The organism is Caballeronia sp. ATUFL_F1_KS4A, assembly GCF_023630905.1.
In the GTDB taxonomy this organism is placed as follows: domain Bacteria; phylum Pseudomonadota; class Gammaproteobacteria; order Burkholderiales; family Burkholderiaceae; genus Caballeronia; species Caballeronia zhejiangensis.
Genome location: NZ_JALQEB010000005.1, coordinates 78,866 through 103,989 on the forward strand (window position 1 = coordinate 78,866; position 25,124 = coordinate 103,989).

Genomic DNA, 25,124 nt, shown 5'->3' on the forward strand with positions numbered 1-25,124 from the left:
GAAGCTTCGCGCAGCGCCTCACAACCTCGCCAATAACGCGGGAGACTGGATGTGCTGCACCAAATCATCGACCGCAGGTTAGCCGGCAAGAACAAGAGCATCGCCAATCGCGAGCGCTTCCTGCGACGCGTCAAGAGTTACATTCGCCGCGCCGTTTCCGACGCGGTGCGCGATCGCAGCATCAAAGACATTCAAAGCACTCAGAGCATCACCATTCCCAAGAAGGACATCTCCGAGCCCTCGTTCCGTCACGGACCGGGCGGCAAGCGCGAGTACGTTCATCCGGGCAATGCGGATTACATTCGCGGTGACAAGATTCCGCGCCCGCCGGGCGGCGCGGGCGGCGGCGGCAAGAGCGCGAGCAACGAAGGCGAAGGGCAGGACGACTTCGTTTTCGAGCTGTCGCGCGAAGAGTTCATGCAGTACTTCTTCGACGATCTCGAACTGCCGCGCCTCGTCAAGACGCAACTGCTCGCCGTGCCGACGTGGAAGAACGTGCGCGCGGGCTGGGCGGCGGAAGGCACGCCCAACAATATCGACGTGGTGAGATCGCTGCGCTCCGCGCTCGGACGGCGCATCGCGCTCGGCTGGCCGCTTGCATCGCAACTGCGTGAGATGGAGCGCCAGCTCGAACAGCTGAAGGAAGAGAACGGCGATCCCGAAGACATCGCCCGGCTCGAAGCGGATATTGTCATCATGCAGGGCCGGATCACGCGCATTCCGTTCATCGATCCGTTCGACCTGCGCTACATCAATCGCGTGAAGCAGCCGACGCCGTCGAGCAAGGCCGTGATGTTCTGCCTGATGGACGTCTCCGGTTCGATGGACGAGCAACGCAAGGATTTGTCCAAGCGCTTCTTCATCCTTTTGTATCTGTTCCTGCAGCGGAACTACGAGAAGATCGAAGTCGTGTTCATCCGGCACCATACGCGCGCGGAAGAAGTGGACGAAGACACGTTCTTCCATTCGACGGAAAGCGGCGGCACGGTTGTGTCGAGCGCGCTCGAACTCATGAAGAAGATCATGGACGAGCGTTATTCGCCGACTGAATGGAACATTTACGGCGCGCAGGCATCGGACGGCGACAACTGGACGGACGACTCGCCCAAGTGCCGCAAGCTGCTCGCGGAAGACATCCTGCCGAAGGTCCGGTATTTTGCCTATATTCAAGTTGCGCCGGAGGAGCAGAATCTCTGGTTGGAGTATGCTCAGCTTGCGATGGGCGCGCCTGAACTCGCCATGAAGAAGGTCGATTCGGCGGCGGACATCTATCCGGTGTTCCGCGAGCTGTTCGAAAAGCAGCAGGCGGCCGCATGACGACGCGGCATTTGCACAACGAGACGCGTGGGTATCAGCTGGAAGGCACGGACGATCGTGTGGATTCCCAGCTCGAATCAGAGGCCAGGCAACGCAAGGCGTCCGCGAAAGCAGACGGCGCGCACGAGGAAGGCAGAATGAATGTATCGGAGAAGCGGCGACCGCTGCCGTGCCCGTCGGACTGGAGCGTCGAACTGATCGAGGAGTACGACGCCGAGATATCGCGCGTCGCGAACCGTTATGGTCTCGACACCTATCCGATCCAACTGGAAATCATCAGCTCCGAGCAGATGATGGATGCGTATGCGTCCGTCGGCATGCCGGTGAATTATCGCCACTGGTCGTTCGGCAAGCACTTTCTTGCGACCGAGAAAGGCTATCGGCGCGGGCAGATGGGCCTCGCGTATGAGATCGTTATCAACTCGAATCCCTGCATCGCGTATCTCATGGAAGAGAACACCATGACGATGCAGGCACTCGTGATTGCGCACGCCGCGTACGGGCACAACTCCTTTTTCAAGGGCAATTATCTTTTCCGCCTGTGGACGGACGCGCACGCGATCATCGATTACCTCGTCTATGCGAAGAATTACATCGCGGAGTGCGAGGAGCGTTATGGGCTGGATCGCGTCGAGGAACTGCTCGATTCGTGCCACGCGCTGATGAATTACGGCGTCGATCGCTATAAGCGGCCGCAGAAACTGTCGCTGGCGAAGGAAGCGGCGATGCGCCGCGAGCGCGAAGCGTATCTGCAATCGCAGGTCAACGAACTGTGGCGCACGCTGCCCAAGGGCAAGGAGCCGTCGCCCGAGGAAACCGAGAGCCGGTATCCGCCGGAGCCGCAGGAGAATCTGCTGTATTTCGCGGAGAAGAATGCGCCGTTGCTTGAGCCGTGGGAGCGGGAAGTGATCCGCATCGTGCGCAAGATCGGGCAATATTTTTATCCGCAGCGGCAGACGCAAGTCATGAACGAAGGCTGGGCCACGTTCTGGCATTACACATTGCTGAACACGCTTTATAACGAAGGCCGTCTCGAAGACAGCTTCATGATGGAGTTTCTGCATTCGCATTCGAATGTGGTGTATCAGCCGCCGGTGACGAAGCCGTATTACAGCGGCATCAATCCGTACGCCCTCGGCTTTTCGATGATGAGCGACATTCGCCGCATCTGCGAAAACCCGACGGACGAGGATCGCGAATGGTTCCCGGAACTCGCGGGAAGCGACTGGCTGGAATCGCTGCATTATGCGATGCGCAACTTCAAGGACGAGAGCTTTATCGCGCAGTATCTGTCGCCGCATCTGATCCGGGAAATGCGTCTGTTCTCGATTCTCGATGACGATATGCGCGATGCGCTGGAAGTGTCGGCCATTCATGACGATAGCGGATATCGTTACGTGCGTCAGGCGCTGTCGCGGCAATACGATATTCATCATCGGGAGCCGAACATTCAGGTTTATTCGGTGAACACGCGTGGGGATCGCAGCCTGACGCTGCGGCATTTCATGACGGATAACCGCCATCTCGCGAACGATAGCGACGAAGTGCTCAAGCACATGGCGCGCTTGTGGCAATTCGACGTTTATCTGGAAAGCGTCGATGAAAACGGAACGGTGAGGAAGCGGTTCGAATGCCGGTATACGGCGCCGAGTACGCGCTGACATCACCTCCGACAGTTATCTGAACAACGCGCGCCGTCTTGAAAGGACGGCGCGTTTTTTTTTGCTCAGACGTCGCTTCGCATGGATCGCAGTCAGCCACGAATTAAGAGGATTCGTCTAAACAATCTGCGCTACATGACTGAGAATTGTCCGCAGGAGGATCGAACCATGGCGGACAATTCAGCACCCAGTTCTGATAAATGGCGCGACGGAATAAGTGCAGCGGTTGGGGATGATAGATGGAACAGTTGGGACAATGAAGTTCAGCTGGCGGTCAGCGAATTCAATCATCACCTGATCGGAAACGCGGGATATCGACCGCTCGATTGGCGGATCATCAAGGCAATGACATGGGTCGAATCCGGCGCCAACAGTTCCGAATGGAAAAAAGAAGCCGATGCAAATAGGTGTAGCAGGAGATCCGGGGCTGTCAGCGCTGCTCTCTGCCAAGGAAGGTGGAGACTTGATTCTGCCGCCAGCATGGAAGTCCCGCCTGACGGTCGCGTCGGTCAGAGCAGACCCCCTTCATAACATTCGGGCGGGAGTGGGTTATCTGCTCATGCGTTCGGCAAGATTCGAGTACCGAAGTGTGCTGGACGGCGATTCCAGAACGTTCGATGTAACCGTCAAGGCTGGCGATAGCCTCGAAAAGATCGCAAAGGCGCAGGGGAGTACGGTCGATGTGCTCAAAAGCCTGAATCCGGCAGCGAATATCCTGCGCTCGGGTCAAATCTTAAAGTGCCGAAAGGCATCGATCGGACAAGTCATCACTGGCTGGCGACCGATAAACTCAGCCATGATTGCGAATCGCTATAACGGCGGTGGGGACAGCGAGTACGCAAAAAAATTCGACTACGTCTGGACCATTATTGCGCGATGAAGAATGAGAAGGCCATGAGTACGTTAAGGCGCGTCGGCGTGAGTCTAATAGCCTGCTTTCCATTTTTCGGTCATGCAAATTCAGTGTTGAGCGAAAAGGAACTACGCGCACAATGCAGTTCACTCCACTTTTCGCAGGTGCACGTGCGCGCGTGCCTGGAGGAAAAAGCAAATCAGAGCGAACGCGATTTGAAACAGGCCGAACAGAATGCTATCAGCGCGCTCGCGCAGTGGGATGAAGACGACAGATTCAGCCGCGCGGCCAGAGCGGGTCTCTCAACGTCGAATAAGTCGTTCACTCAGTATCGGGAGGCTCAATGCAAATTCTCAGCGTCACTCAATGGTGGGGCCGCAGGGAATTCTCACGAGATCAGGCGACTCGCGTGCATCGCAGAACTCAACAGCAGACGCGCAGAACAACTGCGCAGCGCAGCGTCGGACCTACCTTCGAAGTAACCGGGGTACGTGGCATGGCAGCGCGCCAATGCTGCGAGACCACCACTACGCGCCGCAATTCAGATCGCCTTCAACTTGATAACCAGCGCGCGTTTCCCTCGTTCGATAGTCACCTCGCCGGTCGCGGCCGCGTTCAACAGTTCGAGCAGACGGACGAACTTAAGCGTCGCAACCGACGTCCGCTCAACCATGACGACCCGATCGCCAATCTCGATGCCGCTTGCGGCCAATCTGCCGTCCGGTGCGAGTGCGGCGACCCTGTAGCGATCGCCAGCGCGCTGCAGGCCAGCGCCGATGATCGAGGGCGTGCTGTCTTTGGGCGTATCGGGAAGATCGAAGCAGAACCGGTAGTGACGGAAATCCATTTCGAAGCGGTCCATCTTTTCCAGCAAGCCCTGGCCGATACGAGGCGTTGGTGAGCCTGCCAGCACCGTGAGTTTCGGTAGCGCCTTCTGACCGATGGCGAATCCGGCGATCAAACCCTGCTGATTCGGCGTGAATCGATCGGTCGCATCGTAGGAAAAGGTCGTATTGATGCGCTCGAACCATTGCGCTTCCGCGATCGCATCGAACGTTTCCTGTGGCAGCGCGACATCCCCGTTGTCGCCCGTATCGAGCAGGAACGGCAAGGATTCGTCCCTGAGACGCAGTTCGATGAGCGGCGTTCGCTGCGCGGCATCCAGCGTCATGAACGCGCACTGCTGCCATGCATGCGCAGGTGCTTCGCCGGCATACGCGGAGAGCCGCCCGGCAACATAATCGGCTCGCCATGTCAGATTGCGCATCGACTCCATCCCGATGATGCCGTCGAAAGGCCTCTCATCGACGGAAGAAAGGCGCGCCATGTCACCGATGAGCACCGGTCCGCCCGCCGGGATCGACCAGCCGTCGAGACGGATCGCCGGACTCGTGCCAAGCTCCATGCGCATCGTGTCGCTCGCCGTTCCGCTCGTGACGGCGCGGTCGCCAACGGGCTCCGATAGCAGGCCGTTCCTGAGGAAAACCGCTTCGGCGGCCGGCGTCATCGGGACGGCGGCCAGCCGACCGCGCCTATCGAGTACGTTCAGGGTCGCACCTGTATCCAGAAGGACCCGCACTGATTTGCCGTCCGCGCTGCGCGCCTCGAGGAGCCAGTGGCCGTCACGCTTGAGGGGAACCGAAAGCACCGGAACGTCGTCGGCCGCGGCGGGCATGTCGTCGTGCCTGCCGTTGCAACCGGCGAGCACCGCGCAAAGTAAAAAGCCAGTTGCCGTTGCTCGGAGTTTTGCGAGTCTGAGATCGGTTGTCATGCGGTACTGCCGGATGGTGGTTCGAAACCGCCACCATACAGACAGCCTACACGCCAAGACACATCTTCTTGATGATTCGTTACAGACGAGCAGGCCACGACACCAGGCAGACCAACGCGCGTCACTCGCCCCGGCCGCTCACCCCATCCTGCGAAAACAAATCCCAGCTCGCCATGAACAGCGCCGCGACGAGCGGCCCGATCACGAACCCGTTGATGCCGAAAAGCGCCATCCCGCCGAGCGTCGAAATGAGCACGACCCAGTCCGGCATTTTCGTATCCTTGCCGACGAGAATCGGTCGCAGTACGTTATCGACGAGCCCGATCACCACGACGCAGAACGCGACCAGAATCAGCCCCTTGACGATTTGCCCCGTCATGAAAAAGTAGAGCGCGGCGGGCGCCCACACGATTGCCGCGCCGACCGCGGGCAGCAGCGACAAAAACGCCATCAGCACGCCCCACAAAAGCGAACCGCCGATGCCGAGAATCCAGAAAATCAGCCCGCCGAGAAGACCCTGCACGGCCGCAACCGCGATGTTCCCCTTGACCGTCGCGCGCACCACGGTCGTGAACTTCGCGATCAGATGCTGCTTCGGCTCGGGATCGAGCGGAATCGCGCGCCGGATGCGCCGTCCGATTTCGCCGCCATCGCGCAGTAGAAAAAACACCAGATAAAGCATCACGCCGAAGCTCACCACGAACTGGAACGTGTTCTGCCCGATCGACAGCGCCTGCGTCGCGGCGAACTGGCTGATCTGCGACGCGCCTTCCATCAGCTTGCGCTGCACGCCGGGAATGTCGTCGAGTCCATAACGGCCGAGCAGTTGCTGCACCGACGCCGGCAACGCGTGCAGCACATGCTGGAAGTAAAGCCCGAAATTCAGCTCGCCGCTCTTGATCCGCGCGTAGACGAGGGCGATTTCCTGCACGAGCGTCACCGCGACGATCGCGAGCGGAATGATGACGATGAGAATCGCGGCGGCCAGCGTCGTCAGCGCGGCGAGGTTTCGACGCTTGCCGAAGCGCGCGGCGAGGTAACGCTGCATCGGCTGAAACAGGATCGCGAGAATCGCACCCCAGAAGATGGCGCCAAAAAACGGCAGCAGCACCCAGGCGAGCGCGAGCGTCACGACGCACAGCAGGATATGGAAGAAATTCTGATTGACGTTGTGGTTATTCATTAGCGGCCAGGAAACAAACAAAAGGGCGAAGAGCGGGGCGTTCGCGCTAGGGTTCGAGCAAGAATTCGTCCAAGGGTTCGCCGCGAACCGGCCGATTGTTCGGTCACTGCTGGAGCCGAACCGCTCGCGTCGACTAAAATCCGGCTTCCAATCCTTGCGGATCGCTTTCCGGGAACACGGCGAGCAGGCGCGCGAACGAGCCGATCGTTCGTACGCGGCGTTTATCCGCTCAACGCATCGAACAATGAATCCAGGCGTCGTCTACGCATTCGCGGCCTTTGCCATCTGGGGCCTTTTTCCGATTTACTTCAAGGCCTTGCATTCGATCGGCGCGGTCGAGATGCTCGCGCATCGCATGGCGTGGTCGATGGCATTCCTGCTGATCGTCATGACCGTGCGGCGTCAATGGAAGTGGCTCGGCCCCGTCCTGCGCGACAAGCGTCTGCTTGCGCGTTTCGCCGCGAGCGCCGTGCTGCTGTCGGCGAACTGGGGCATCTATATCTGGGCGGTGAACGACGGGCGCATCGTCGAGGCGAGTCTCGGCTACTTCATCAACCCGCTCGTCAACGTGCTGTTCGGGATGGCGTTCCTGCACGAGCGGCTGCGGCCGGTGCAGTGGCTCGCGGTAACGATCGCCGCGGCAGGCGTCGCGTGGCTGACGTGGGTGAACGGCGCGCCGCCGTGGATCAGTCTCGCGCTCGCGCTGACCTTCGGCGGCTACGGGCTGTTGCGCAAGACCGCATCGCTCGGCGCGCTCGAAGGACTCACGCTCGAAACGATGCTGTTGTGTCCCGTTGCGCTGCTGTATCTCTTTTTTCTGAATTCGCACGGCGGCAGCGGCTTCGAACATGCCTCGCTCAGCGTGAAACTGCTGCTTGCGGCGGCGGGGCCCGTGACCGCGGTGCCGCTGCTGCTGTTCGCGGCAGGCGCGCGGCGCATTCCGCTATCGATGCTCGGGCTCATCCAGTACATCACGCCGTCGCTGCAATTGCTGATCGGCGTCGTGATCTATCACGAGTTCTTCGGGCACGATCAGGTGATCGGCTATGGCGCCATCTGGACCGCGCTCGCGATCTACTCGCTCGAAGGCGTGGTTCGCGCCCGCGCGGCCCGCGTCTGAACGATCAGCGCAACGCGTCGCCGAAGCGGTATTCGACCGTCGCTTCATCGAGCTTCGCCTTGATGTCGGGATCGATCGGCTGATCGACGGCCGCGAGCGTCTCGTTCAGCTGATCGGGCCGGCTCGCGCCGATGATCGCCGACGTCACCGCCGGATTCGCCAGCACCCACGCGAGCGCCGTGCTCGCGAGCGAGCGTCCGGTCGGCGCAACGATTCCCTTGATCGCTTCGATGGTGTGAAATTCGCGCTCGTGCCAGTACCGCTGCGTATACATCGCGCCTGCCTTGCCGACCGCGCCGGTGAAGCGTCCGTCGCTCGGGGCGGCGTCGTAGCGGTGCTTGCCCGTCAGCAGTCCGCCGGCGAGCGGGTTGTAGGGAATGACGGCGAGTCCTTCCTCGGTCGCGAGCGGCAGCAATTCGCGCTCGATCTGGCGAAAGAGCAGGTTGTAGCGCGGCTGCACGGAGACGAAACGCGCGGCGCGCAGCACATCCGAGCGGCCGAGCGCGCGCGCCAGCCGGTACGCCAGAAAATTCGATACGCCGATATAGCGCGCCTTGCCTTGCCGCACGATGGTATCGAGCGCTTCGAGCATCTCGTCGAGCGGCGTGTCGTGATCGTCGTTGTGAAGCTGATAGAGATCGACGTAATCGGTATCGAGCCGTTTGAGCGATGCATCGATCGCGTCGAGCAGATGCTTGCGCGATGCGCCCTTGTGCCACGCGAGCGGCCCCATTTCATGCACGGCCTTGGTCGCGAGAATGTAATGGTCGCGACGGCCTTTCAGCCAGCGGCCGACGATTTCCTCGGTGCGGCCCGCGAGATCGTGCCCGCTGCCGAGCGGATAGACGTTCGCCGTGTCGATGAAATTGACGCCCGCGTCCGCCGCCCGGTCCATGATGCTGCGCGACACGTCTTCCTCGGTCTGCAGGCCGAAGGTCATCGTGCCGAGGGTGAGACGCGAAACGGTGAGACCGGTATTGCCGAATTTGCGGTATTGCACGGTTGCGCTCCAAAGATCGGTTGGACGGACAGAATACTTGCTATGCCGCGCGCTTGCCCGCTGCGGCAGGCGCGGAGCGGCCCGGCGCGTCATCGAGATAGCGGAACACGACACCCGACAGCAACGTGACGACGCCCATGCACACGAAACTCAGCTTGAAGCCGGTCGCAGTCGAGAACGACCCCTGGAAGAGCTGCACGAGCGAGCCGCCGATCGACACGCCCAAACCGATCGCGAGCATCTGCACCATCGAGAAGAGGCTGTTGCCGCTGCCCGCGTCCTTGCTCGACAGGCCTTTCAACGTGACGCTGTTCATCGCGGCGAACTGCATCGAGTTGCACGCGCCGAACACGGCGAGAATCGCGATTTCGACGGCGAGCGGCAGCGTCGGCGAAAACAGCGCGAACGCGACGATCGACGCGCCCACGAGCGCCGTGTTCACGAGCAGGAACATGTCGTAGCCGTAACGCTTCACGAGCTGCGCGATCCAGCGCTTGCTGATCGTGCCGGCGATGGCGATCGGCAGCATCATCAGACCCGAATGCAGCGGGCTGTAGCCGAGTTCGAGCTGCATCAGAAGCGGCAGCAGAAACGGCACGGCGCTCGATCCGATCCGGCATAGCAGATTGCCGATCAGCCCGACGCTGAAGTTCGGCTCGCGAAAGAGCGCGAGCTGAAAGAGCGGATTGCGCTTCTTGCGCGCGTACGGAACATAAGCGAACGCCGACACGGCCGCGAGCGCGAACAGCGCCGCCGATACCGCGCCGCGATGCGTCTCGACCGGGCAATCGAGCGCGAGCGAGAACGACACCATGCACATCGAGAGCAAGCCGCAGCCGACGAAGTCGAAGGGCGGGGCGTCATGCACCGTGTCGTTCGGCAGGAAGCGCTGCACCGCATACAGGCCGACCGCGCCGATCGGCACGTTGATCAGGAAGATCCAGTGCCACGAGAACGACTCGACGAACCAGCCGCCAAGCGTCGGGCCGAGAATCGGGCCGACCTGGCCGGCGACGGAGATCATCGCGAGCGCGGAAACGTAGGCTTCGCCCGACACGGCGCGCAATATGGCGAGACGCCCGATCGGCAGCAGCATCGAGCCGCCGACGCCCTGCAGCACGCGCGCGAGCACCAGTTGGTTCACCGAGTGCGCGTTCGCGCAGGCGAGCGAGCCGATCACGAACAGCGAAATGGACACCTGATAGACGCGGCGCGTGCCGAAGCGGTCGGCGAGCCAGCCCGATGCGGGTGTGAGCAGCGCCATCGTGAGCGTGTAGGCGACGACGATCGACTGCATCGCGAGCGGCGCGGCGTTCAGACTGCGCGCGATGGAAGGCAGCGCCGTGTTGACGATCGTCGTGTCGAGCGCCTGCATGAAAAAGCCCACGGCGACGATCCAGAGCAGTGCCGTGTGGGAGGAACCTTTGGTCATGTGGAAGCGGAGTTGCGGAGGGCCGCGCGCCCACGAAAGCCTTTTGAAAACAAGGTCGTTTGCGCGATATGTGAAATCTTAATGACTCCGCACGTCATCGGGAAGACCGCTAGCCGCATTGACTGTTATCGGAATATGCGATGACAATATCGCATGCTCAATCCAGTCTGGCTGACGACATTCGCGACGGTGGCCGCGTCGCATAGCTTCACCGACGCCGGGCGCCAGCTCGGGCTGCGGCAGTCGAGCGTGTCCGAGCATATTCGTCGCCTGGAGGAGAGCGTCGGGCGGCGGCTTTTCGTGCGCGATACGCATTCGCTCGCGCTCACCGCCGACGGCGAAGCGATGCTGGTCCACGCCCGCGTGATTCTGGAAGCGATGGCGCACGCGCAGTCGCAGTTCAGCTCGCCGCGGCTGCGCGGACGCGTGCGGCTCGGCTCATCGGACGATATCGCGCTCGGGCCGCTGCCGAGCGTGCTCGCGGCCTTTCGCGACACGCATCCCGATGTCGAGCTGGAGATTACGATCGGCATGACGGGACGGCTCTATCAGATGGTCGATGCGGGCGAGCTCGATCTCGCGGTCGGCAAGCGGCGTCTGGGCGATGCGCGCGGCATGCGGCTTTTTTCCGGCCGGCTCGAATGGCTCGCGAAGCCGGGAACGGTCGTCGATACGAAAGAGCCGCTGCCGCTCATTCTGGTCTCGGAGCCGAGCGTCACGCGCGGCGTCGTGCTCGATTCGCTCGCGATGTCCGGCGCAAGCTGGCAGATGGTCTGCACGAGCAGCAGCCACGCGGGCTGCATCGCCGCGGCGCGCGGCGGTCTCGGGCTGACGGTGCGCTCGCATTTCCTGGCGGCGCGCGGACTCGCGCCGCCGGTGAATCGCGCCGACTTGCCCGAATTGCCCGAAGTGGAATTCATCGCGTTCGGCGCCAAACATCTGAGCCGTCCGGCCGAAACCTTGCTACAGCTTCTGGAAAATAGCGATCTGCGCGGCGAATGGGACGGCGAATGACATGCGCGGGCAGCGCACCGGACGCGGCCCTGCAACGACCGGCAGACCCGAATGGCTATCTGCAAACTGTTCTTATATATTGTGCGGCGTTTGAAGTAGCCACCTTAAAAGACGTGCTTCGGTTCTTCCTTTTCTTCACTTCCGGTTTGCCCGGCATCCGTGCGCTTCTCGCGGCGATCGCGTTCGCCGCGTGCTCGAACGCCCACGCGGCGACCTATCTGACGAAACACTGCGCCGATCTCGAAGGGAAAACCGTGCCCGCGTCGATCATCGGCTTGCCGACGCGCGGCGCGACGATCGTTTCGGCATCGGTCGTCAAGGCGGCGGCGCTCGGCAACCGCAACGGCGAATACTGCCGCATTACCGGCTTCATCAGGGCGCTGCAGGACACGACGCCCGATATCCGCTTCGAAGTGAATCTGCCGAGCCGCTGGAACGGCCGCGCCCTGCAGATGGGCGGCGGCGGCTACAACGGCACCATCGTTTCCGGCACCGAGCCGATGTCCTTCGCCCCCGATTCGACGCCGCTCGCGCGCGGCTACGCGACCTTCGGCTCCGATTCGGGCCACGTCGGCAATTCGGGGCGCGCGGACTTCGCCGGCAACGACGAAGCCATCGTGAACTTCGGCTTCGGCCATCTGAAGAAAACCCGCGACGTCGCGCTCGCGCTGATCCAGATGGGCTACGGGCGGGCGCCCGAAAAGACCTATTTCGCGGGCGGCTCGACCGGCGGCCGCGAGGGCTTCACGGTGATCGAGCGGTTTCCGAACGACTACGACGGCGTCATCGCCAACGCGCCCGCCATCAACTTTTCCGGCGTGCGGCTGATGGGCGTGAAGGTCGGCCAGGCGTCGTATGCGAAGCCGGGCGGCTTCGTCGGCCTTGCGCAGCAGCGGCGCGTCTTCGAGACCGTCGTGCACGATTGCGACCGGCTCGACGGCGCGGCGGACGGGATCGTCAGCAATGTCGAGGCGTGCAGGAAACTGGAGCCGCAGATCATCGCGTCGCTGCGTTGCGAGAACGGACAGCGGCCTTCCTTGCGCGACAGTTGTCTGTCGGACGCGCAGATCGACACGCTCGAGACCCTGCGCGACGGCGTCACCTTGCCGTATCCGCTCGCGTATGACGTCAGCGCCTATCCGGGCTACAACGTGTTTCAGGGCGTGGACTTCTCCGGCGCGCTCGGCCTCGGCGATTCGCCGACGCTGCTCAATCCGCCGACGTTCGGCGCGAACGGCTATCTGTTCGCCCAAGGCGATGCCTATATCCGCCACTTCGTCACGCGCGATCTCGCGTTCAGCTCGCTCACGTTCGACGTCGACACGCCCGGGCGCTTCAAGCAGCGCCTCGTCACGCTCGCGTACACCGTCGGCGCGATGAACCCGGATTTCACCGCGTTCATCGCGCATGGCGGCAAGCTCATCGCGATGCACGGCCTCGCCGACGAAGTCATCAGCCCGAATCAGACGATCGCGTTTTATCGCGGGCTCGTCGATCGTTACGGAAAGGACAGCGTCGACGCGTTCATGCGGCTGTACATGGTGCCGGGATTCCAGCACGGCAACGGCGTGTTCATCCCCGCGTGGGACGAGCTCGGCGCGCTCGACGACTGGGTGAGCAACGGCATCGCGCCGGAGACGCTCATTGGCAGCGACATCGCGCCCGCCACCAACGGACGCACGCGGCCGATGTGCCGTTATCCGAACTATCCGCGCTATATGGGCAAGGGCAGCATCAACGTCGCGGCGAGCTTCCGTTGCGTCGAGCCGTGAGCATCGGCATCGGCATCGTCAGAATGCGTTGGCGTGCCGGTCCGATATGCGCGGCCAGTATCTCGCCAGCCAGCGCGACACGAGTCCGCGCTTCGCGACGCGATACGACGTGAGCGACACCTCGATCGGCTGATCGCTCTCGGACGTGAGCCACACACGCTCGCCGCGCGCGAGACGCACGACATCGCCGGGCTTCATCCAGTAATCGTACGGATCGCGATGACGCGTCAGCCAGATCGACGGCGCCGCCGCATCGCCGATGCGCAGTTCGGCGTCGCGCGTGAGCCGCCACGACACCATCTGATGCGGATGCACTTCGACAAAGACCACGACGCGCGCGCCCGATGCAGCAAGGCGCCCGGAAGCGACGCCGTGGCCGACGCCATGACGCGCGAAAACTTGCGATACCTTTTCCATCTCTGCTCTCCATGATGTGAGCCGAAGACGGAACCTTGCACGCAAAAACAAGAAGGCCCCGTCTTGCGGCGGGGCCTTCGGAATCTGTCTGCTTGCTTTTCTGCTAGCGCACACGCTGTCCCGATGACCCGCCACGGATGGCGTTCATGCGGTTTTTAATCGCGGCGATGGAGAAAAGGATGGCTGCGTGCATGTGTCGCAGTATCGATGGGCATGTTCGTGTTTGTCAATATCGAGATAGACTTGAACGCATCAAAAAACATTCGGAGGCTCGTCGTGGCTTATCTGCTACTCGTCGTGGAACCGGTCGAACAGCGTGGCCAGCGCACGGAGGAGGAGGGGCGCGAGGCGTATCGCCAGATGGGCGAATTCGCGGAAGGACTGAAGGCGCGCGGCGTGCTGCGCGCGGTCGAATCGCTGACATCGCTCAGGGATGCGGCGCGCGTCAGCGCAACGAACGGCGATGCGCGCGTCATCGACGGACCGTTCGCCGAAGCTAAGGAGATGATTGGCGGCTTTTTTCTGATCGATTGCGAAACGCGCGCCGAAGCGGTCGCGATCGCGGCCGAATGTCCGGCAGCGAAATGGTGCACCGTCGAAGTCCGAAAAGTCGGCCCTTGCTATACCTGACACGCGCTTCGTGTCGATTTTCCTGCGCGCCGTTCGTCGTGGTATTGAAAACAGCGATCAACCCGGAGACCGCCGCCATGCACAAACAAATTTTCGTGAACCTTCCCGTTCGCGATCTCAAGCGTTCGATGACGTTTTTCAAGGCACTGGGCCTGAGCTTCGATCCGGCGTTCACGAATGACGACGCCGCGTGTCTCGTCATCGGCGAAAACATTTACGCGATGCTGCTCGTCGAAACGTTCTTCCAGACTTTCACCAAAAAACCGATCGTCGATGCCCACGCGAGCACCGAAGCGCTCGTGTGCCTGTCGTGCGAGAGCAGGGCGGAAGTCGACGATCTGGTTGCGAAAGCCATCGCCGCGGGCGGACGTGCGCCGCGCGCGCCGCAGGATCACGGCTTCATGTACGGCCACGGATTCGAAGATCTCGACGGCCATATCTGGGAGCTCGTGCACATGGATCCGGAAGCGGCGTGAGCGGGCGCGCGAAACGGGACAGCACGCCGGACGATGCCGCCCGGCGCGCCATCGACGCGGTGTGGCGCATCGAGTCCGCGAAGGTGATCGCGAGCGTGGCGCGCGTCGTGCGCGACGTCGCGCTTGCCGAGGAACTGGCGCAGGACGCGTTCGTCGCCGCGCTGGAACACTGGAGCCAACCGGGCGTGGGCGTGCCCGAGAAGCCGGGAGCGTGGCTCATGACGACAGCGAAGAACAAGGCGCTCGACCGTCTGCGGCAACACGCGCTACACGCGCGCAAGCACGAAGAATACGGACGCGATCTCGACGCGCGGGAAGCGCATATCACGCCCGATTTCGTCGATGCGCTCGATGCCGCGCGCGAGGACGACATCGGCGACGATCTGCTGCGGCTCATCTTCACGGCGTGTCATCCGGTGCTGTCCGTCGATGCCCGCGCCGCGCTGACGCTGCGCCTGATCGGCGGACTCACGACGGATGAAATCGCGCGTGCGTTTCTCGTGCCGGAGCCGACGATCGCGCAACGTATCGTGCGCGCGAAGCGCACGCTGTCGGCGGCCCGCGTGCCGTTCGAGGTACCGAAAGCCGATGCGCGCGCCGCGCGGCTCGGATCGGTGCTCGAAGTCATCTATCTGATTTTCAACGAAGGCTATTCGGCGACCGCCGGCGACGACTGGATGCGACCGGCGTTGTGCGAAGACGCGCTCAGGCTCGGGCGCATCCTCGCGGAGCTGACGCCGGATGAGAGCGAGGTTCACGGGCTCGTCGCGCTGATGGAGATTCAGGCGTCGCGGACCAAGGCGCGCGTCGACCGGGAAGGCCGTCCGGTGCTGTTGCCGGATCAGGACCGCAGCCGCTGGGATCCGCTTCTGATCCGGCGCGGGCTTGCCGCGCTGGAGCGATCCGAAGCGCTGGGCGGTGCGCGCGGCGTGTATGCGTTGCAGGCGGCCCTCGCGGCGTGCCATGCGCGCGCGCCGAGCGCCGCCGACACCGACTGGCCGATGATCGTCGCGCTCTACGACGCGCTGATGCAGACTGCGCCGACGCCTGTCGTCGAACTGAATCGCGCGGTCGCCGTGAGCATCGCGTACGGGCCGGAAGCCGCGCTGCCGATCGTCGACACGCTCGCCGACGCACCCGCGCTCAAGAGCTATCACTGGCTGCCGAGCGTGCGGGCGGATCTGCTGGCGAAGCTCGGGCGCAAGAACGAGGCGCGCGCGGAATTCGAGCGCGCGGCTTCGCTGACGAAGAACGGGCGGGAACGCGCGTTTCTGCTGGAGCGGGCTGGCGAGATGGGATGAGACCGTGAGAGATGGGCTTCGTCCGATCGCGTCATTGATTTAACATAAGACAAATTATCGGCGTTTTTGATGTTACGCCGAATTGGAATGTCGTGTTTTGGTCATCGCGCCGGGACCGACTCGAGCGAGTTTACCCGCCGGCACGCCACCTATAATCGAACGAGACGCGCCGCTATTTTTCAAAAATTGTCGGATTATCAACGCATTAATCAAGAATCCGAAATTTTTGTGAAAAGGCTTGCCGCCTGCGCGCCCGACGCTTCGGCGCACGCAATAATGCCGCCACCTGACTCGGCAAGCTCCCATGATCGACAGTTACCAGCAGTTCCATTCCAGCCTGTATGCAGGCGAAATCGAGGCATGTTTCCGTTTTCTCGATGGTCGCTTCGCCGCCGACGGACACACCTCGGAGTACTTGCACGCGCGCGCGCTCGCGCATCTGCGAGGGGGCGAATTTCTGCGCGCCGTCGATATCGGCTGCGAGCTCACGCGCCGATCGAACACCTTCGGCTTCCAGCTTCACAGCCTGTGCGACGCGTGCGCGCATCTCGGATTGAAGGAAGTCGCGCTCAGCATGATCGAGTACGTGGGATGCAAGCCCGATGTCGCACCGATCTTCGCATTCCTGTGGCGCGTCTACGGCTGGCATTATCTCGGCTGCGACGACCGGGTTCTGGAACTGAGCGCGCAAGACGTCGACGAACATTCCGCCTATGTGCTCGGACATCATCAGGGACGCAGCGCGATGCGCCTGAACGGCATCGCGAGCGGCGTCGAACTGTTGCATCGCTATTGGTCATCGCACGAAGCGCGCCGCGTGCTGTTTCCCGATGTCGATATCGAGCATTACTGGTGCGGACAGCGGGTCCTGCCGGCGCATCTGACGATGACGTCGATCGCGTCGGGCCACGGCGATCAAGTCAACTGGGTGCGCTACGCCGGCGCGCTTCAGGCGCTGGGCGTGCAGATCGCCTACGCCGACGGCTCGGACCGGAACTATCGCTTCGCGATGCCCGATGCCGAATCCGCCCGAGACGCCGAAGCCATGCGCGCGGCCGGCTTCGCCGTCGCAACGGACGGCGCGCTGTGGACCGATCCTTTCGCGCTCTTTACCGCGCTTTTCCCGGTGCTCGGTTATGCGTCGTCGGCACGCTATATCGAGCCCGCCGATCCTTGCGCCGCCGATGCAATCGTCGATGAGATCCGCCAGCGCGCGCAGGGCCGGCGCTGCGTCGGCATTTTCTGGTCGTCGTGCGAATCGGCGAACAATTTCGCCAGCCGCAGCCTCGCCCTGCCCGATCTCGTCCCGCTTTTCGACAGCACGCCCGACATCCACTGGGTCGTCATGCAGCGCGGCTTCGAGCGCACGCGCTGGCTGAACGCCCCGCGTTCGAATGACCTCGACCGCTTCACCACCCTCGCCTCCGACGTCACGCTGACGCAAAGCGTGAGCATCATCGACAGGCTCGATGCGTTCGTCGGCAATGATGGCGCGCTGTCGCACATCGCGGGGGCGCTCGGCAAGCCGTGCTACTTGTTTCTCAATCAGGTCGCGGAATGGCGTTACGAGCGCGATCCGCATGTCACGCCCTGGTATGCCTCGATGCGCCTGGTTCGCGCCCGCGGCCTCGGCGACTGGAACGATGTCGTGCGCAACCTGCAGGCGCTTCTGACGGCGCAAGCGCGCTGACGCGCTACACAATACGCAGCGCGAGTGTCTGCGGAATCTCGCTACGCCGCGTGAGCGCGCACGTCGGTGCATCGTGGCGCGGGCCGCGCACATAGCTTTCGAGCTGGTCGATGGCGAACTGCTGCTCTTCGATCAGATGCCGCACCATATCGCCGATCGAAATCATCCCGACGAGCCGGCCGCCCTCGATCACCGGCAGATGGCGAATCCGCTGCCGCGTCATTAGCGTCATGCATTCGTCGGCGCTCGTTCTGAGGCTGACCGACATCACCGGCGCGGTCATGATCTCGCATACGGTGGTCGTCCGCGAGACTTTGTCCTGCAGGATCACCTTGCGCGCATAGTCGCGTTCGGTGACGATGCCGCACACCGCGTCGCCCACCACGACGACGAGCGCGCCCACTTCCGCCCGCGACATCAGCGCGATCGCTTCGTACACGCTCGCCTCCGCGTCGATGGTGTGAACCGTCGTGTCGCGCTTTGCCTTCAGGACTTGCTTCACCGTTGACATTTGCCGTTCTCCTTGCTGTTTTGCCGCCGAATTACTGCCGATGCGCGTGACGCTCGCCGATCAGTCGAAGTCGAACAGATCGCCGAGAAAGGATTTTTTGCGCCGCGCATGTTCGCGCTTGCCGCGCGAATCGCCGTAGTGGTAACCGTCCTGCCGATGCGTGCGGCGCTCGCGATCGTGTCCGCGCTCGTCCCATTCATCGCGCCCGGACGCTTGCGCCTCCGCGAGCGACGCCTGCGCCGCGCGCCGGATGATCTGATCGAGCTCGCCGCGGTCGAGCCACACGCCGCGACAGTGCGGGCAATAGTCGATTTCGATGCCCTCGCGCACGGTCATCAGTAGTTCGGTCGCGGGACATACCGGGCATTTCATGTCGGTTCCTTTCTGATTGCTTTCAATGAAAACAATCTAGCGGAATGGTACGCGTCGAAAAATAGGAGATTTTGAGCGCGTCACTTCAGGAAAACCGAACCGGATGATGCCCTCGCACCGAATTGGTGCGCCCGTGAAGGTCTTGAATCGGAGCGACTTGCGATCCATCTCAAAACCCCGCAAGCTTTCGCCTTGACGTGACGCGCACGCACGCGCGTCGGAACCGCACAACAAAGGCGACACCATGTCCGACAAATCGATGAGCGAAGAACGCCACGGCGCCGAAACCGGCGACCTGCTGTACCTGCTGCAAGGCGCCGACGACTTCAGCCGTTTCGTGTTCCCCGACAGCGAAGCGCTGTTCAAGAGCCTCGCGCGCCAGCAGGCGCCGCATACGCTCTTCATTACCTGCGCGGATTCGCGCGTATCGCCGGAAATGATCACGCAGACGCGCCCCGGCGAGCTTTTCGTGTGCCGCAACATCGGCAACATCGTGCCGGCTTATGGCGAGATGCTCGGCGGCGTGTCGGCGGTGGTGGAATTCGCGGTGCTCGCGCTCAACGTCCGGCAGATCGTGATTTGCGGCCACTCGGATTGCGGCGCGATGAAAGGTCTCGCGTCAGGCGCGGCCATCGCCGATGAAATGCCGACGGTTCACGCATGGCTGCGCAACGCCGAAGCCGCGCGCAGCGTCGTGATGGCGCGCAAGCTGGAAGAAGAACGCATCGTCCAGGCGATGGTCGAGGAGAACATCCGCCTGCAACTGACGCATCTGCGCACGCATCCGGCGGTCGCGGGCCGGCTCGCGCTCGGCAAGCTGCAGGTGCAGGGCTGGGTGTACGACATCGGGCGCGGCAAGGTGTCGATCTACGACGAGGCCGACAGCAAGTTCGAGTCGCTCGAAGAAGCGCGTCTGCGCCTGTTGCGCAAGGACGGGCGTTGACATCGGCACGCCCGGCTTCGCGGCGAGCCGTTGCATAGCGCTTGCTACCGTGATCGATGCCCTCTTTCTCCGAGTGAAAACGTCATGCCTGTCTACGATTACGAATGCGCGGATTGCGGCGCGTTCGAAGCCGTCCGCCGCATCGCCGAGCGCGACGATCCCGCGGCCTGTCCACAATGCGGCGCGACCGCTGCGCGCGTGACGATCGGCGCGCCGAGCGTGGGCGGTTCGAGCGCATCCGTCGGCGCCGCCGAAGAAGCCGGCAGTTACGGCATGAGGCATCGCGGCGGCTGCCTCTGCTGCGGATAGCGCGCTTTGTACCGCGCGCGGGCACGGTCATTGCAAAGTCACCTCCCGTACGCCCCGCGCAGCGCGGGCGTATCATGCAAGACGACGTGCGCGGCGCGCAAGGCCGCACGCAGTCGTAGGCATCGACATCGCGAGCGCGTCGTTGCAAGTCTCGCGATGTTCGCGCTCAACCGTGTTCCGAACGAAAAACAGGAGGTGATAAGGATGACGATAGAGTTCAGCGGGCGCCGTCATGTCGTGGCGGCAGCGCGTGTCGCGTTCGAGGCGAAGGTGGACGGCCGCGAGGTGTGGTGCAGCATTTCCCTCGATGCACTCAACGATCACTTCGGCAATAGCGGGACGTCGTCGCACGATCTCCTCTCCGCGTTCGAAGGCGGACGCGTGCAAATCGAAGACGCCGCCCGGCGCGCGCTCGAGCGCAACGGCGGCCAGTCGGTCGAACTGGAAACCAACGATTTCAAGGCATCGCGAGCGGTTTAGGCCTCAAGCGGCGGGCGGCGGCGCAGTGCACCGCCCGCATCAGTGGACGTAGAAACACTTCAATACGTCGAACATCCACCAGACCGGGCACGGCGTTCTGCAAAAGCCGTCGTAGCCCGCGGCGTGCAATGCATCGCGCGGATCCTGCTTGGCATCGGCGGCGAGCGCAATCAGCAACTCCACTTCGCCCTCCGTCCGATCGACGGTCAGCGCTTCGCGCAGCGTGCGCGCCGGCGCGTGGTCGTGCGCGTCGCCGATGAGCGTATCCACGAACAACACCTGCGGCCGCCAGTTGCGGATGAATTGCGACGCGGCCGCCGCATCGCCGATCTGCACGGCCTCGAAACCGCGCATCGCGAGGAGCAGCGCGAACGAATCGCCGACGTTCGATTCCGAATGCACGATCAAGACGCGCCGCGGACTGGCGAGCGCCATCGTCAGCGGATTCCAGATTTCGCACCGGTCGGTGCGGAGGTCGTACGATCGTTCTTCCATGTCGGTCCGGCACGGCGATAAGCCTCTGCCGATATCAGCAACCCAGCAAGGTTGAGGCCCGCTGCGCTTCAGCGTGCGGCCAGCAGACCGACGATGAGCCCGCCGACCGCCGCCAGCGCAATCGATTTCCAGGGATTGTCGTGCACGTAATCGTCCGTGCCCTCCTTAGCCTGCCTGTACTGCGTCGCGATGACGTCCTGCGCGCCCGCCAGCACGTCGCGCGCGCGCCGCGGCATCGGTCGCGACGGATGGTACTGACTGCCCTGTCCCGCGGCGTGCGTCGCGGCGGGCTGCGCGAGCACCGTCGGACTGTCGCCGCCTTCGAGCACATCGCCGTGCACGTGATACGGCGAATACCTTGCGGGCTTGTGCGCCTCGCCCGGCGTGAGCGGCGTCACGCTCGCGGCCTGTCCGTGCGCCATGCCGGGCGCGAGCGCCGCGTCCATCGCGCTCGCGACCGTGCGGCGCGAGAGCGGCGGATCGGCCGGATCGCCCCGGTCGCCGTTTTGCATCGACTGAATCGTGGATGCGTTGCCGTTTGCATTGTCCATGGCTTCTCTCCCGTTGACTGCGTCCATCGCGCTGCAAAAACCATCGTCCATCTTTCGATCATGCAAGAGTCGCACCGATCGGGCCTGCCAGCAACCTCGGCGTCCGCGGCCGGTCGAGCCGCGCGGCGCTTGGCAATTTTTCTCACATAACGGTGAGAAATGCTCGTTTGCGGCGGCATCGGCGCGCGCCTACGATGCGGGATTCCGGGAGCTGGGCGAGCGGGTGCATCGCGCCGCATCTTTCGTTTCACGCCGCGCCGAAACGTCGGCACGACGCACGCCGATACGATGGTTTCGCTCCCGACTTCTATCGCCAAGCCGCCATGAATCCCGTCAATCTCGCTCAACTGTTCGTTCTCGCCGCGCTCTGGGGCGGCTCGTTCCTGTTCATCCGCGTCGGCGTGACCGATCTCGGCGTCGCGCCGCTGATGGCGTTGCGCGTGGGCATCGGCGCGCTGTTTCTGCTTCTGATGCTCGCGCTGCGCGGCAAGGCGCGGCCAGCCTTCTCGACGATGCGCGAACGCGCGTGGCCGCTCCTCGTCGTCGGCGTCCTCAATTCCGCCGCGCCGTTTTGTCTCTTCGCGTATGCCGAGCTGACGCTGTCGGCGGGCGTCACGTCGGTCATCAACGCGACGACGCCGCTCTGGGGCGCGATCGTGGCGTATCTGTGGTTGAGCGACCGGCTGACGCGCATGCGCGTGGCGGGACTTGCGATCGGCTTCGCGGGCGTGCTCGCGCTCGTCTGGGATCAGATGTTCGCGCACGACGCGAGCGCCGCCGCCGCCCCGATGGCGACCGCGCTGGCCGCACTCGCCGCGCTCGCCGCATCGGCTTCGTACGGCGTCGCCGCGAGTTACACGAAAAAGCATCTGATGGGCGTCGATTCGCTGACGGTCGCCGCCGGCACGATGAGCGCGGCGACGATCGTGCTTCTGCCCTTCGCGCTCTTTTTCTGGCCGGCCGGCGCCGTATCGTTGCACGCGTGGGGCGCGGTGCTCGGGCTGGGCGTCGCGTGCACGGGCCTCGCCTACATGATGTTCTTCCATCTGATCGCGGTCGCCGGGCCGGCACGCGCGATCACCGTCACGTTCCTGATTCCGATCTTCGGGATTCTGTGGGGCGCGCTCTTTCTCGCCGAGCGCGTGTCGATGGGCATGGCGGCCGCCTGCGCGATCGTGCTGGTCGGCACGGCGCTCGCGACGGGCGTGATCAAGCGCGTGCCGCTCGTCGGCGCGCGCCGGTCTCAATGCGTGAAGGAAAGCAAAGCGTGATCGGCTAATGCCAGTGACGCGCGAGCGGCCCGTCCTCTCCGGCGACGGGATCGCTTCGCGGGAACGGCAGTTCTTCCATCGCGATGCGTTCCTGCTCGCTGATCGCTTCGCGGCGGATATCCCATTGCTGCCCCGGCGGATAAGCCCCGACGACCTGAAAGCGCCGTCCGGCCGTCAGCAGGCAATGGCCGGTGCCGGCAGGCAGGACGAGCGCGTCGCCGGCGCTGACCGCGATCACGCGGCCATGCGGGCCGCCGAGAATCAGTTCGGCGTCGCCCGATGCGACACCGAGCGCCTCATGCGCGGTCGAATGGAAGTGATGATAGTCGAAGACACTGTCGCGCCACTGCGGCGGCCAGCCGTTCTGCGCGAAAAGCGCTTCGAAGCGCTCGGCGCAATCGGTGGCTTTGGGGTCGATCGCGCCGCGCCACACCAGGACGGGCAGCCGCGTGTTATTTGGCACCCAGCCGTTCGGCGGCAGCATGAAATGCTCGCAGCGGGCGTGTTGCGACAGCAAGCTTGCAGTTTGCTCGGTCATGTTGCGCTTTCTCCGAAAGAGTCAGAGAAATCGCAGCAACGCACGTTCCAGTCGGAATGGACCGCGCGTCAGCGGCCGTGCCAGTGACCGCCGCCGCCGCTCGAGAAGCCGATGCCGAGCGACACCGACGGCGCCGCGTAGTAGCCCGGTCCATACGCATAGCCATAGGCAGGCGCGTAGCCATAAGCGGGCGCGGGCGCATAGCCATAAGGCGGCGCATAAACGCAGCCGCCGAGCCCCGCCGCCGCCACGAGCGCGACGGGCACGATCAGCGAGCGCGCGAGGCGCGACCGGGTTCGAGTTCGAGTTGAATTTTTCATGATGATGCCCCGTTGCCGCCGGCTTCCGGCTTACCAGTGCCGATAGCCGTAATAGCCGCCGTGATGCGCGTACCAGTCGCGGCGTCCCCAGTAGCGATAGCCATCCCAGTAGCGGTCGCCGTGCCAACCCACGACGATCGCCGGCGCGGGCGCAACCATGACCGGCGCGGGCTGATAGGCGACGGGCGGAGGCGGCGGCGCGTACATGGGCGGCGGAGGCGGCGCATAGACGGGAGCGGGCGCGACGTACACCGGCGCCGCATAAACCGGCGCAACCGGAACCCCGAGATTGATGCCCAGGCTCACGCCCGCCACGGCGGCTTCGCAAGCGAGTCCCGCCGACAACGCGATACCGATCCCGACCAAGCCCTTGATGTTCATTTCGTCCTCGTCTGAGAAGGCCGACAAGCAGACCGCGATGCGATCCTGGATTCATATGCAGCCATGAATCCATCGTAGCCGCGCCGCGTGCGGGCTGCGTTACAACGCCTGTAACAGATGTGAATCCTGAAACGAATGTGCGAAAAGCCGATGCGACGCCGCTTCGCCCGCGCAGGTTGCGCGCTGTTGCGCCGACGTGGGATAGTTCCGGCTTCGTCAAACGGATGCCTGGACGATGGACTTGTTGCGGAGCATGAGAATCTTTGCGCGCGTGGCTGAAGCGGCCAGCTTCACCGTCGCGGCGCAGCAGATGGACATCACGACGGCGCAGGCCTCGCGCGCGGTCACCGAACTCGAAACGCATCTGCGCACGCGGCTTCTGAATCGCACGACGCGCCGCGTCGCCCTCACCGATGCCGGCAACCGTTATCTCACGCGCTGCAAGGAAGTGCTCGAACTCGTCGATCTCTCCGAGGCCGAGGCGAGCAACGCCCAGGTTTCGCCGACGGGCGTGCTGCGCATGCATGCCCCGATCACCTTCGGCCAGCACTACGTGGTGCCCGCGCTCACGCGCTATCTCGAGCAGCATCCGCAGGTGCGCGTCGAGCTTACGCTTTCGCAACATATCCCCGACATGCTCGACGAAGGCTTCGACGTCTTCCTGCAAGTCACCACGTCCGCACTGCCCGACTCCGCGCTCGTCTCCACGAAAATCTGCTCGATGCCGAGCGTGCTGTGCGCGTCGCCGGGCTATCTCAAACGGGCGGGCACGCCCCAGCGCATCGACGATCTGAAGAACCACGCGTGCCTGCAACTCGTGACGACGTTTTTCCCCGTCGACCGATGGGTCTTCGGAGGCCCGCGCGGCCACGTCGAAGTGGAGCTCGACCCGGGCCGCCTGCGCGTCAATTCCGCCGATGCGCTCGCGGTCGCGCTGTCGAACGGTCTCGGCATCGCGCCGCTGCCGATGCTCGCCGCGCTGCCGTGGCTCGACAGCGGCGCGCTCGTGCGCGTGCTGCCCGAGTGCGAACTTCAGACAATGACCATCTACGCGATGTACGCGTCCCGCCAGTATCTCGATGCGAAGATCCGCACGTGGGTCACGTTCCTGCGCGAGTTCGTCGAAGAGACGCTCGCGAGCCAGGCCGCGTGATCGTCGGATAAAACGCCGCGTTCCTAATACGAATGGCGAAGAACAGCGCGTATGCGAAGGTTCTCTAAACGCGTAGTTGCAAGCATGCTTCGGAACACTAAACTGCTTGATGGTGCGCCTGCATCTCGTCACGACGATGCGCCGCAACAGAAAGGAGTCGGCC

At 63.4% G+C, this 25,124-nt stretch carries 28 protein-coding genes; 16 read left to right on the forward strand and 12 right to left on the reverse strand.

Going from position 1 to position 25,124, the window contains the following annotated elements; genetic code table 11:
* Positions 1-51 precede the first annotated feature (51 nt).
* The 4 genes from NCS03_RS07495 (at position 52) to NCS03_RS07510 (ending at position 4,313) form a co-directional block, all read left to right on the forward strand.
* A complete protein-coding gene (locus tag NCS03_RS07495) occupies positions 52-1,317 on the forward strand; it encodes a YeaH/YhbH family protein (RefSeq protein WP_008349643.1) in 1,266 nt (421 codons plus the stop codon).
* On the forward strand, positions 1,314-2,978 hold the full coding sequence (locus tag NCS03_RS07500; protein WP_008349642.1) for a SpoVR family protein: 1,665 nt from the start codon (positions 1,314-1,316) through the stop codon (positions 2,976-2,978). The genes NCS03_RS07495 and NCS03_RS07500 overlap by 4 nt, the downstream gene beginning before the upstream one ends.
* A gap of 397 nt (positions 2,979-3,375) precedes the next feature.
* Positions 3,376-3,858, forward strand: coding sequence for a LysM peptidoglycan-binding domain-containing protein (locus NCS03_RS07505; RefSeq protein ID WP_350029354.1), 483 nt, complete (start codon positions 3,376-3,378; stop codon positions 3,856-3,858).
* A gap of 14 nt (positions 3,859-3,872) precedes the next feature.
* Positions 3,873-4,313: a lysozyme inhibitor LprI family protein gene (locus tag NCS03_RS07510; protein WP_250529016.1), complete on the forward strand. Its 441-nt coding sequence runs from the start codon at positions 3,873-3,875 to the stop codon at positions 4,311-4,313.
* Positions 4,314-4,372: 59 nt separating this feature from the next.
* Here NCS03_RS07510 and NCS03_RS07515 read toward each other — a convergent pair whose 3' ends face one another.
* A complete protein-coding gene (locus NCS03_RS07515) occupies positions 4,373-5,602 on the reverse strand; it encodes a pepsin/retropepsin-like aspartic protease family protein (protein ID WP_250528994.1) in 1,230 nt (409 codons plus the stop codon).
* A 121-nt stretch (positions 5,603-5,723) separates the two neighbouring features.
* Positions 5,724-6,785, reverse strand: a complete 1,062-nt coding sequence (locus tag NCS03_RS07520; protein ID WP_175982891.1) for an AI-2E family transporter — start codon at positions 6,783-6,785, stop codon at positions 5,724-5,726.
* A 244-nt stretch (positions 6,786-7,029) separates the two neighbouring features.
* On the opposite strand from NCS03_RS07520, the gene rarD reads away from it, so the two are divergent.
* Positions 7,030-7,905 (forward strand): EamA family transporter RarD, encoded by an 876-nt coding sequence (rarD, locus tag NCS03_RS07525; protein WP_008349632.1) that lies wholly within the window; start codon positions 7,030-7,032, stop codon positions 7,903-7,905.
* A 4-nt stretch (positions 7,906-7,909) separates the two neighbouring features.
* On the opposite strand, the gene NCS03_RS07530 is transcribed toward rarD, so the two are convergent.
* Together NCS03_RS07530 and NCS03_RS07535 are read right to left on the reverse strand one after the other, a co-directional pair.
* The gene (locus NCS03_RS07530; protein WP_250502035.1) at positions 7,910-8,905 is read right to left on the reverse strand and encodes an aldo/keto reductase; all 996 of its coding nucleotides are present in this window, start codon (positions 8,903-8,905) and stop codon (positions 7,910-7,912) included.
* Positions 8,906-8,945: 40 nt separating this feature from the next.
* Positions 8,946-10,337, reverse strand: coding sequence for a DHA2 family efflux MFS transporter permease subunit (locus tag NCS03_RS07535; RefSeq protein ID WP_250480523.1), 1,392 nt, complete (start codon positions 10,335-10,337; stop codon positions 8,946-8,948).
* A gap of 153 nt (positions 10,338-10,490) precedes the next feature.
* Here NCS03_RS07535 and NCS03_RS07540 point away from each other — a divergent pair, with 153 nt between their 5' ends.
* Both NCS03_RS07540 and NCS03_RS07545 read left to right on the forward strand, forming a co-directional pair.
* Positions 10,491-11,351: a LysR family transcriptional regulator gene (locus NCS03_RS07540; RefSeq protein WP_008349626.1), complete on the forward strand. Its 861-nt coding sequence runs from the start codon at positions 10,491-10,493 to the stop codon at positions 11,349-11,351.
* A 113-nt stretch (positions 11,352-11,464) separates the two neighbouring features.
* Positions 11,465-13,123, forward strand: coding sequence for a tannase/feruloyl esterase family alpha/beta hydrolase (locus tag NCS03_RS07545; protein WP_250528995.1), 1,659 nt, complete (start codon positions 11,465-11,467; stop codon positions 13,121-13,123).
* Between the two features lie 18 nt (positions 13,124-13,141).
* Here the strand turns inward: NCS03_RS07545 and NCS03_RS07550 are convergent, their stop codons facing one another.
* Positions 13,142-13,540 (reverse strand): DUF2917 domain-containing protein, encoded by a 399-nt coding sequence (locus tag NCS03_RS07550; protein ID WP_250518196.1) that lies wholly within the window; start codon positions 13,538-13,540, stop codon positions 13,142-13,144.
* Positions 13,541-13,816: 276 nt separating this feature from the next.
* Here NCS03_RS07550 and NCS03_RS07555 point away from each other — a divergent pair, with 276 nt between their 5' ends.
* The 4 genes from NCS03_RS07555 to NCS03_RS07570 all read left to right on the forward strand — a co-directional run bounded on the left by NCS03_RS07555 (position 13,817) and on the right by NCS03_RS07570 (position 17,637).
* Entirely contained in the window at positions 13,817-14,170 is a 354-nt protein-coding gene (locus tag NCS03_RS07555) for a YciI family protein (RefSeq protein WP_175982887.1), read from the forward strand.
* Positions 14,171-14,247: 77 nt separating this feature from the next.
* Positions 14,248-14,646: a VOC family protein gene (locus NCS03_RS07560; protein WP_008349619.1), complete on the forward strand. Its 399-nt coding sequence runs from the start codon at positions 14,248-14,250 to the stop codon at positions 14,644-14,646.
* Positions 14,643-15,947 (forward strand): RNA polymerase sigma factor, encoded by a 1,305-nt coding sequence (locus NCS03_RS07565; RefSeq protein ID WP_250528996.1) that lies wholly within the window; start codon positions 14,643-14,645, stop codon positions 15,945-15,947. Before NCS03_RS07560 ends, NCS03_RS07565 begins: the two co-directional genes overlap by 4 nt.
* A gap of 304 nt (positions 15,948-16,251) precedes the next feature.
* Positions 16,252-17,637, forward strand: a complete 1,386-nt coding sequence (locus tag NCS03_RS07570; RefSeq protein ID WP_250528997.1) for a glycosyltransferase family 9 protein — start codon at positions 16,252-16,254, stop codon at positions 17,635-17,637.
* A gap of 4 nt (positions 17,638-17,641) precedes the next feature.
* Here NCS03_RS07570 and NCS03_RS07575 read toward each other — a convergent pair whose 3' ends face one another.
* Entirely contained in the window at positions 17,642-18,148 is a 507-nt protein-coding gene (locus NCS03_RS07575; protein ID WP_250502138.1) for a CBS domain-containing protein, read from the reverse strand.
* A 60-nt stretch (positions 18,149-18,208) separates the two neighbouring features.
* Positions 18,209-18,520, reverse strand: coding sequence for a TFIIB-type zinc ribbon-containing protein (locus NCS03_RS07580; protein WP_008349612.1), 312 nt, complete (start codon positions 18,518-18,520; stop codon positions 18,209-18,211).
* Positions 18,521-18,764: 244 nt separating this feature from the next.
* Between NCS03_RS07580 and NCS03_RS07585 the strand changes: the two genes are divergently transcribed.
* The 3 genes from NCS03_RS07585 (at position 18,765) to NCS03_RS07595 (ending at position 20,252) form a co-directional block, all read left to right on the forward strand.
* Complete coding sequence (locus tag NCS03_RS07585) at positions 18,765-19,463, forward strand: carbonic anhydrase (RefSeq protein WP_008349610.1); 699 nt, start codon at positions 18,765-18,767, stop codon at positions 19,461-19,463.
* A gap of 84 nt (positions 19,464-19,547) precedes the next feature.
* Complete coding sequence (locus tag NCS03_RS07590; protein ID WP_250528998.1) at positions 19,548-19,772, forward strand: FmdB family zinc ribbon protein; 225 nt, start codon at positions 19,548-19,550, stop codon at positions 19,770-19,772.
* Positions 19,773-19,976: 204 nt separating this feature from the next.
* The gene (locus NCS03_RS07595) at positions 19,977-20,252 is read left to right on the forward strand and encodes a DUF1488 family protein (RefSeq protein WP_008349606.1); all 276 of its coding nucleotides are present in this window, start codon (positions 19,977-19,979) and stop codon (positions 20,250-20,252) included.
* 39 nt (positions 20,253-20,291) lie between these two features.
* Here NCS03_RS07595 and NCS03_RS07600 read toward each other — a convergent pair whose 3' ends face one another.
* Together NCS03_RS07600 and NCS03_RS07605 are read right to left on the reverse strand one after the other, a co-directional pair.
* Positions 20,292-20,747: a response regulator gene (locus NCS03_RS07600; protein WP_250528999.1), complete on the reverse strand. Its 456-nt coding sequence runs from the start codon at positions 20,745-20,747 to the stop codon at positions 20,292-20,294.
* 68 nt (positions 20,748-20,815) lie between these two features.
* Positions 20,816-21,298: an ElaB/YgaM/YqjD family protein gene (locus tag NCS03_RS07605; RefSeq protein WP_250434724.1), complete on the reverse strand. Its 483-nt coding sequence runs from the start codon at positions 21,296-21,298 to the stop codon at positions 20,816-20,818.
* A 323-nt stretch (positions 21,299-21,621) separates the two neighbouring features.
* On the opposite strand from NCS03_RS07605, the gene NCS03_RS07610 reads away from it, so the two are divergent.
* A complete protein-coding gene (locus tag NCS03_RS07610) occupies positions 21,622-22,569 on the forward strand; it encodes a DMT family transporter (RefSeq protein WP_250529000.1) in 948 nt (315 codons plus the stop codon).
* A gap of 4 nt (positions 22,570-22,573) precedes the next feature.
* On the opposite strand, the gene NCS03_RS07615 is transcribed toward NCS03_RS07610, so the two are convergent.
* From NCS03_RS07615 to NCS03_RS07625, 3 genes are all read right to left on the reverse strand, one after another.
* Positions 22,574-23,107 (reverse strand): cupin domain-containing protein, encoded by a 534-nt coding sequence (locus NCS03_RS07615; RefSeq protein ID WP_008349599.1) that lies wholly within the window; start codon positions 23,105-23,107, stop codon positions 22,574-22,576.
* 68 nt (positions 23,108-23,175) lie between these two features.
* A complete protein-coding gene (locus NCS03_RS07620) occupies positions 23,176-23,427 on the reverse strand; it encodes a hypothetical protein (protein ID WP_235366340.1) in 252 nt (83 codons plus the stop codon).
* A 30-nt stretch (positions 23,428-23,457) separates the two neighbouring features.
* Positions 23,458-23,808: a hypothetical protein gene (locus NCS03_RS07625; RefSeq protein WP_008349595.1), complete on the reverse strand. Its 351-nt coding sequence runs from the start codon at positions 23,806-23,808 to the stop codon at positions 23,458-23,460.
* A 235-nt stretch (positions 23,809-24,043) separates the two neighbouring features.
* On the opposite strand from NCS03_RS07625, the gene NCS03_RS07630 reads away from it, so the two are divergent.
* Positions 24,044-24,961, forward strand: coding sequence for a LysR family transcriptional regulator (locus tag NCS03_RS07630; protein WP_250529001.1), 918 nt, complete (start codon positions 24,044-24,046; stop codon positions 24,959-24,961).
* The last annotated feature ends 163 nt before the right edge of the window (positions 24,962-25,124 follow it).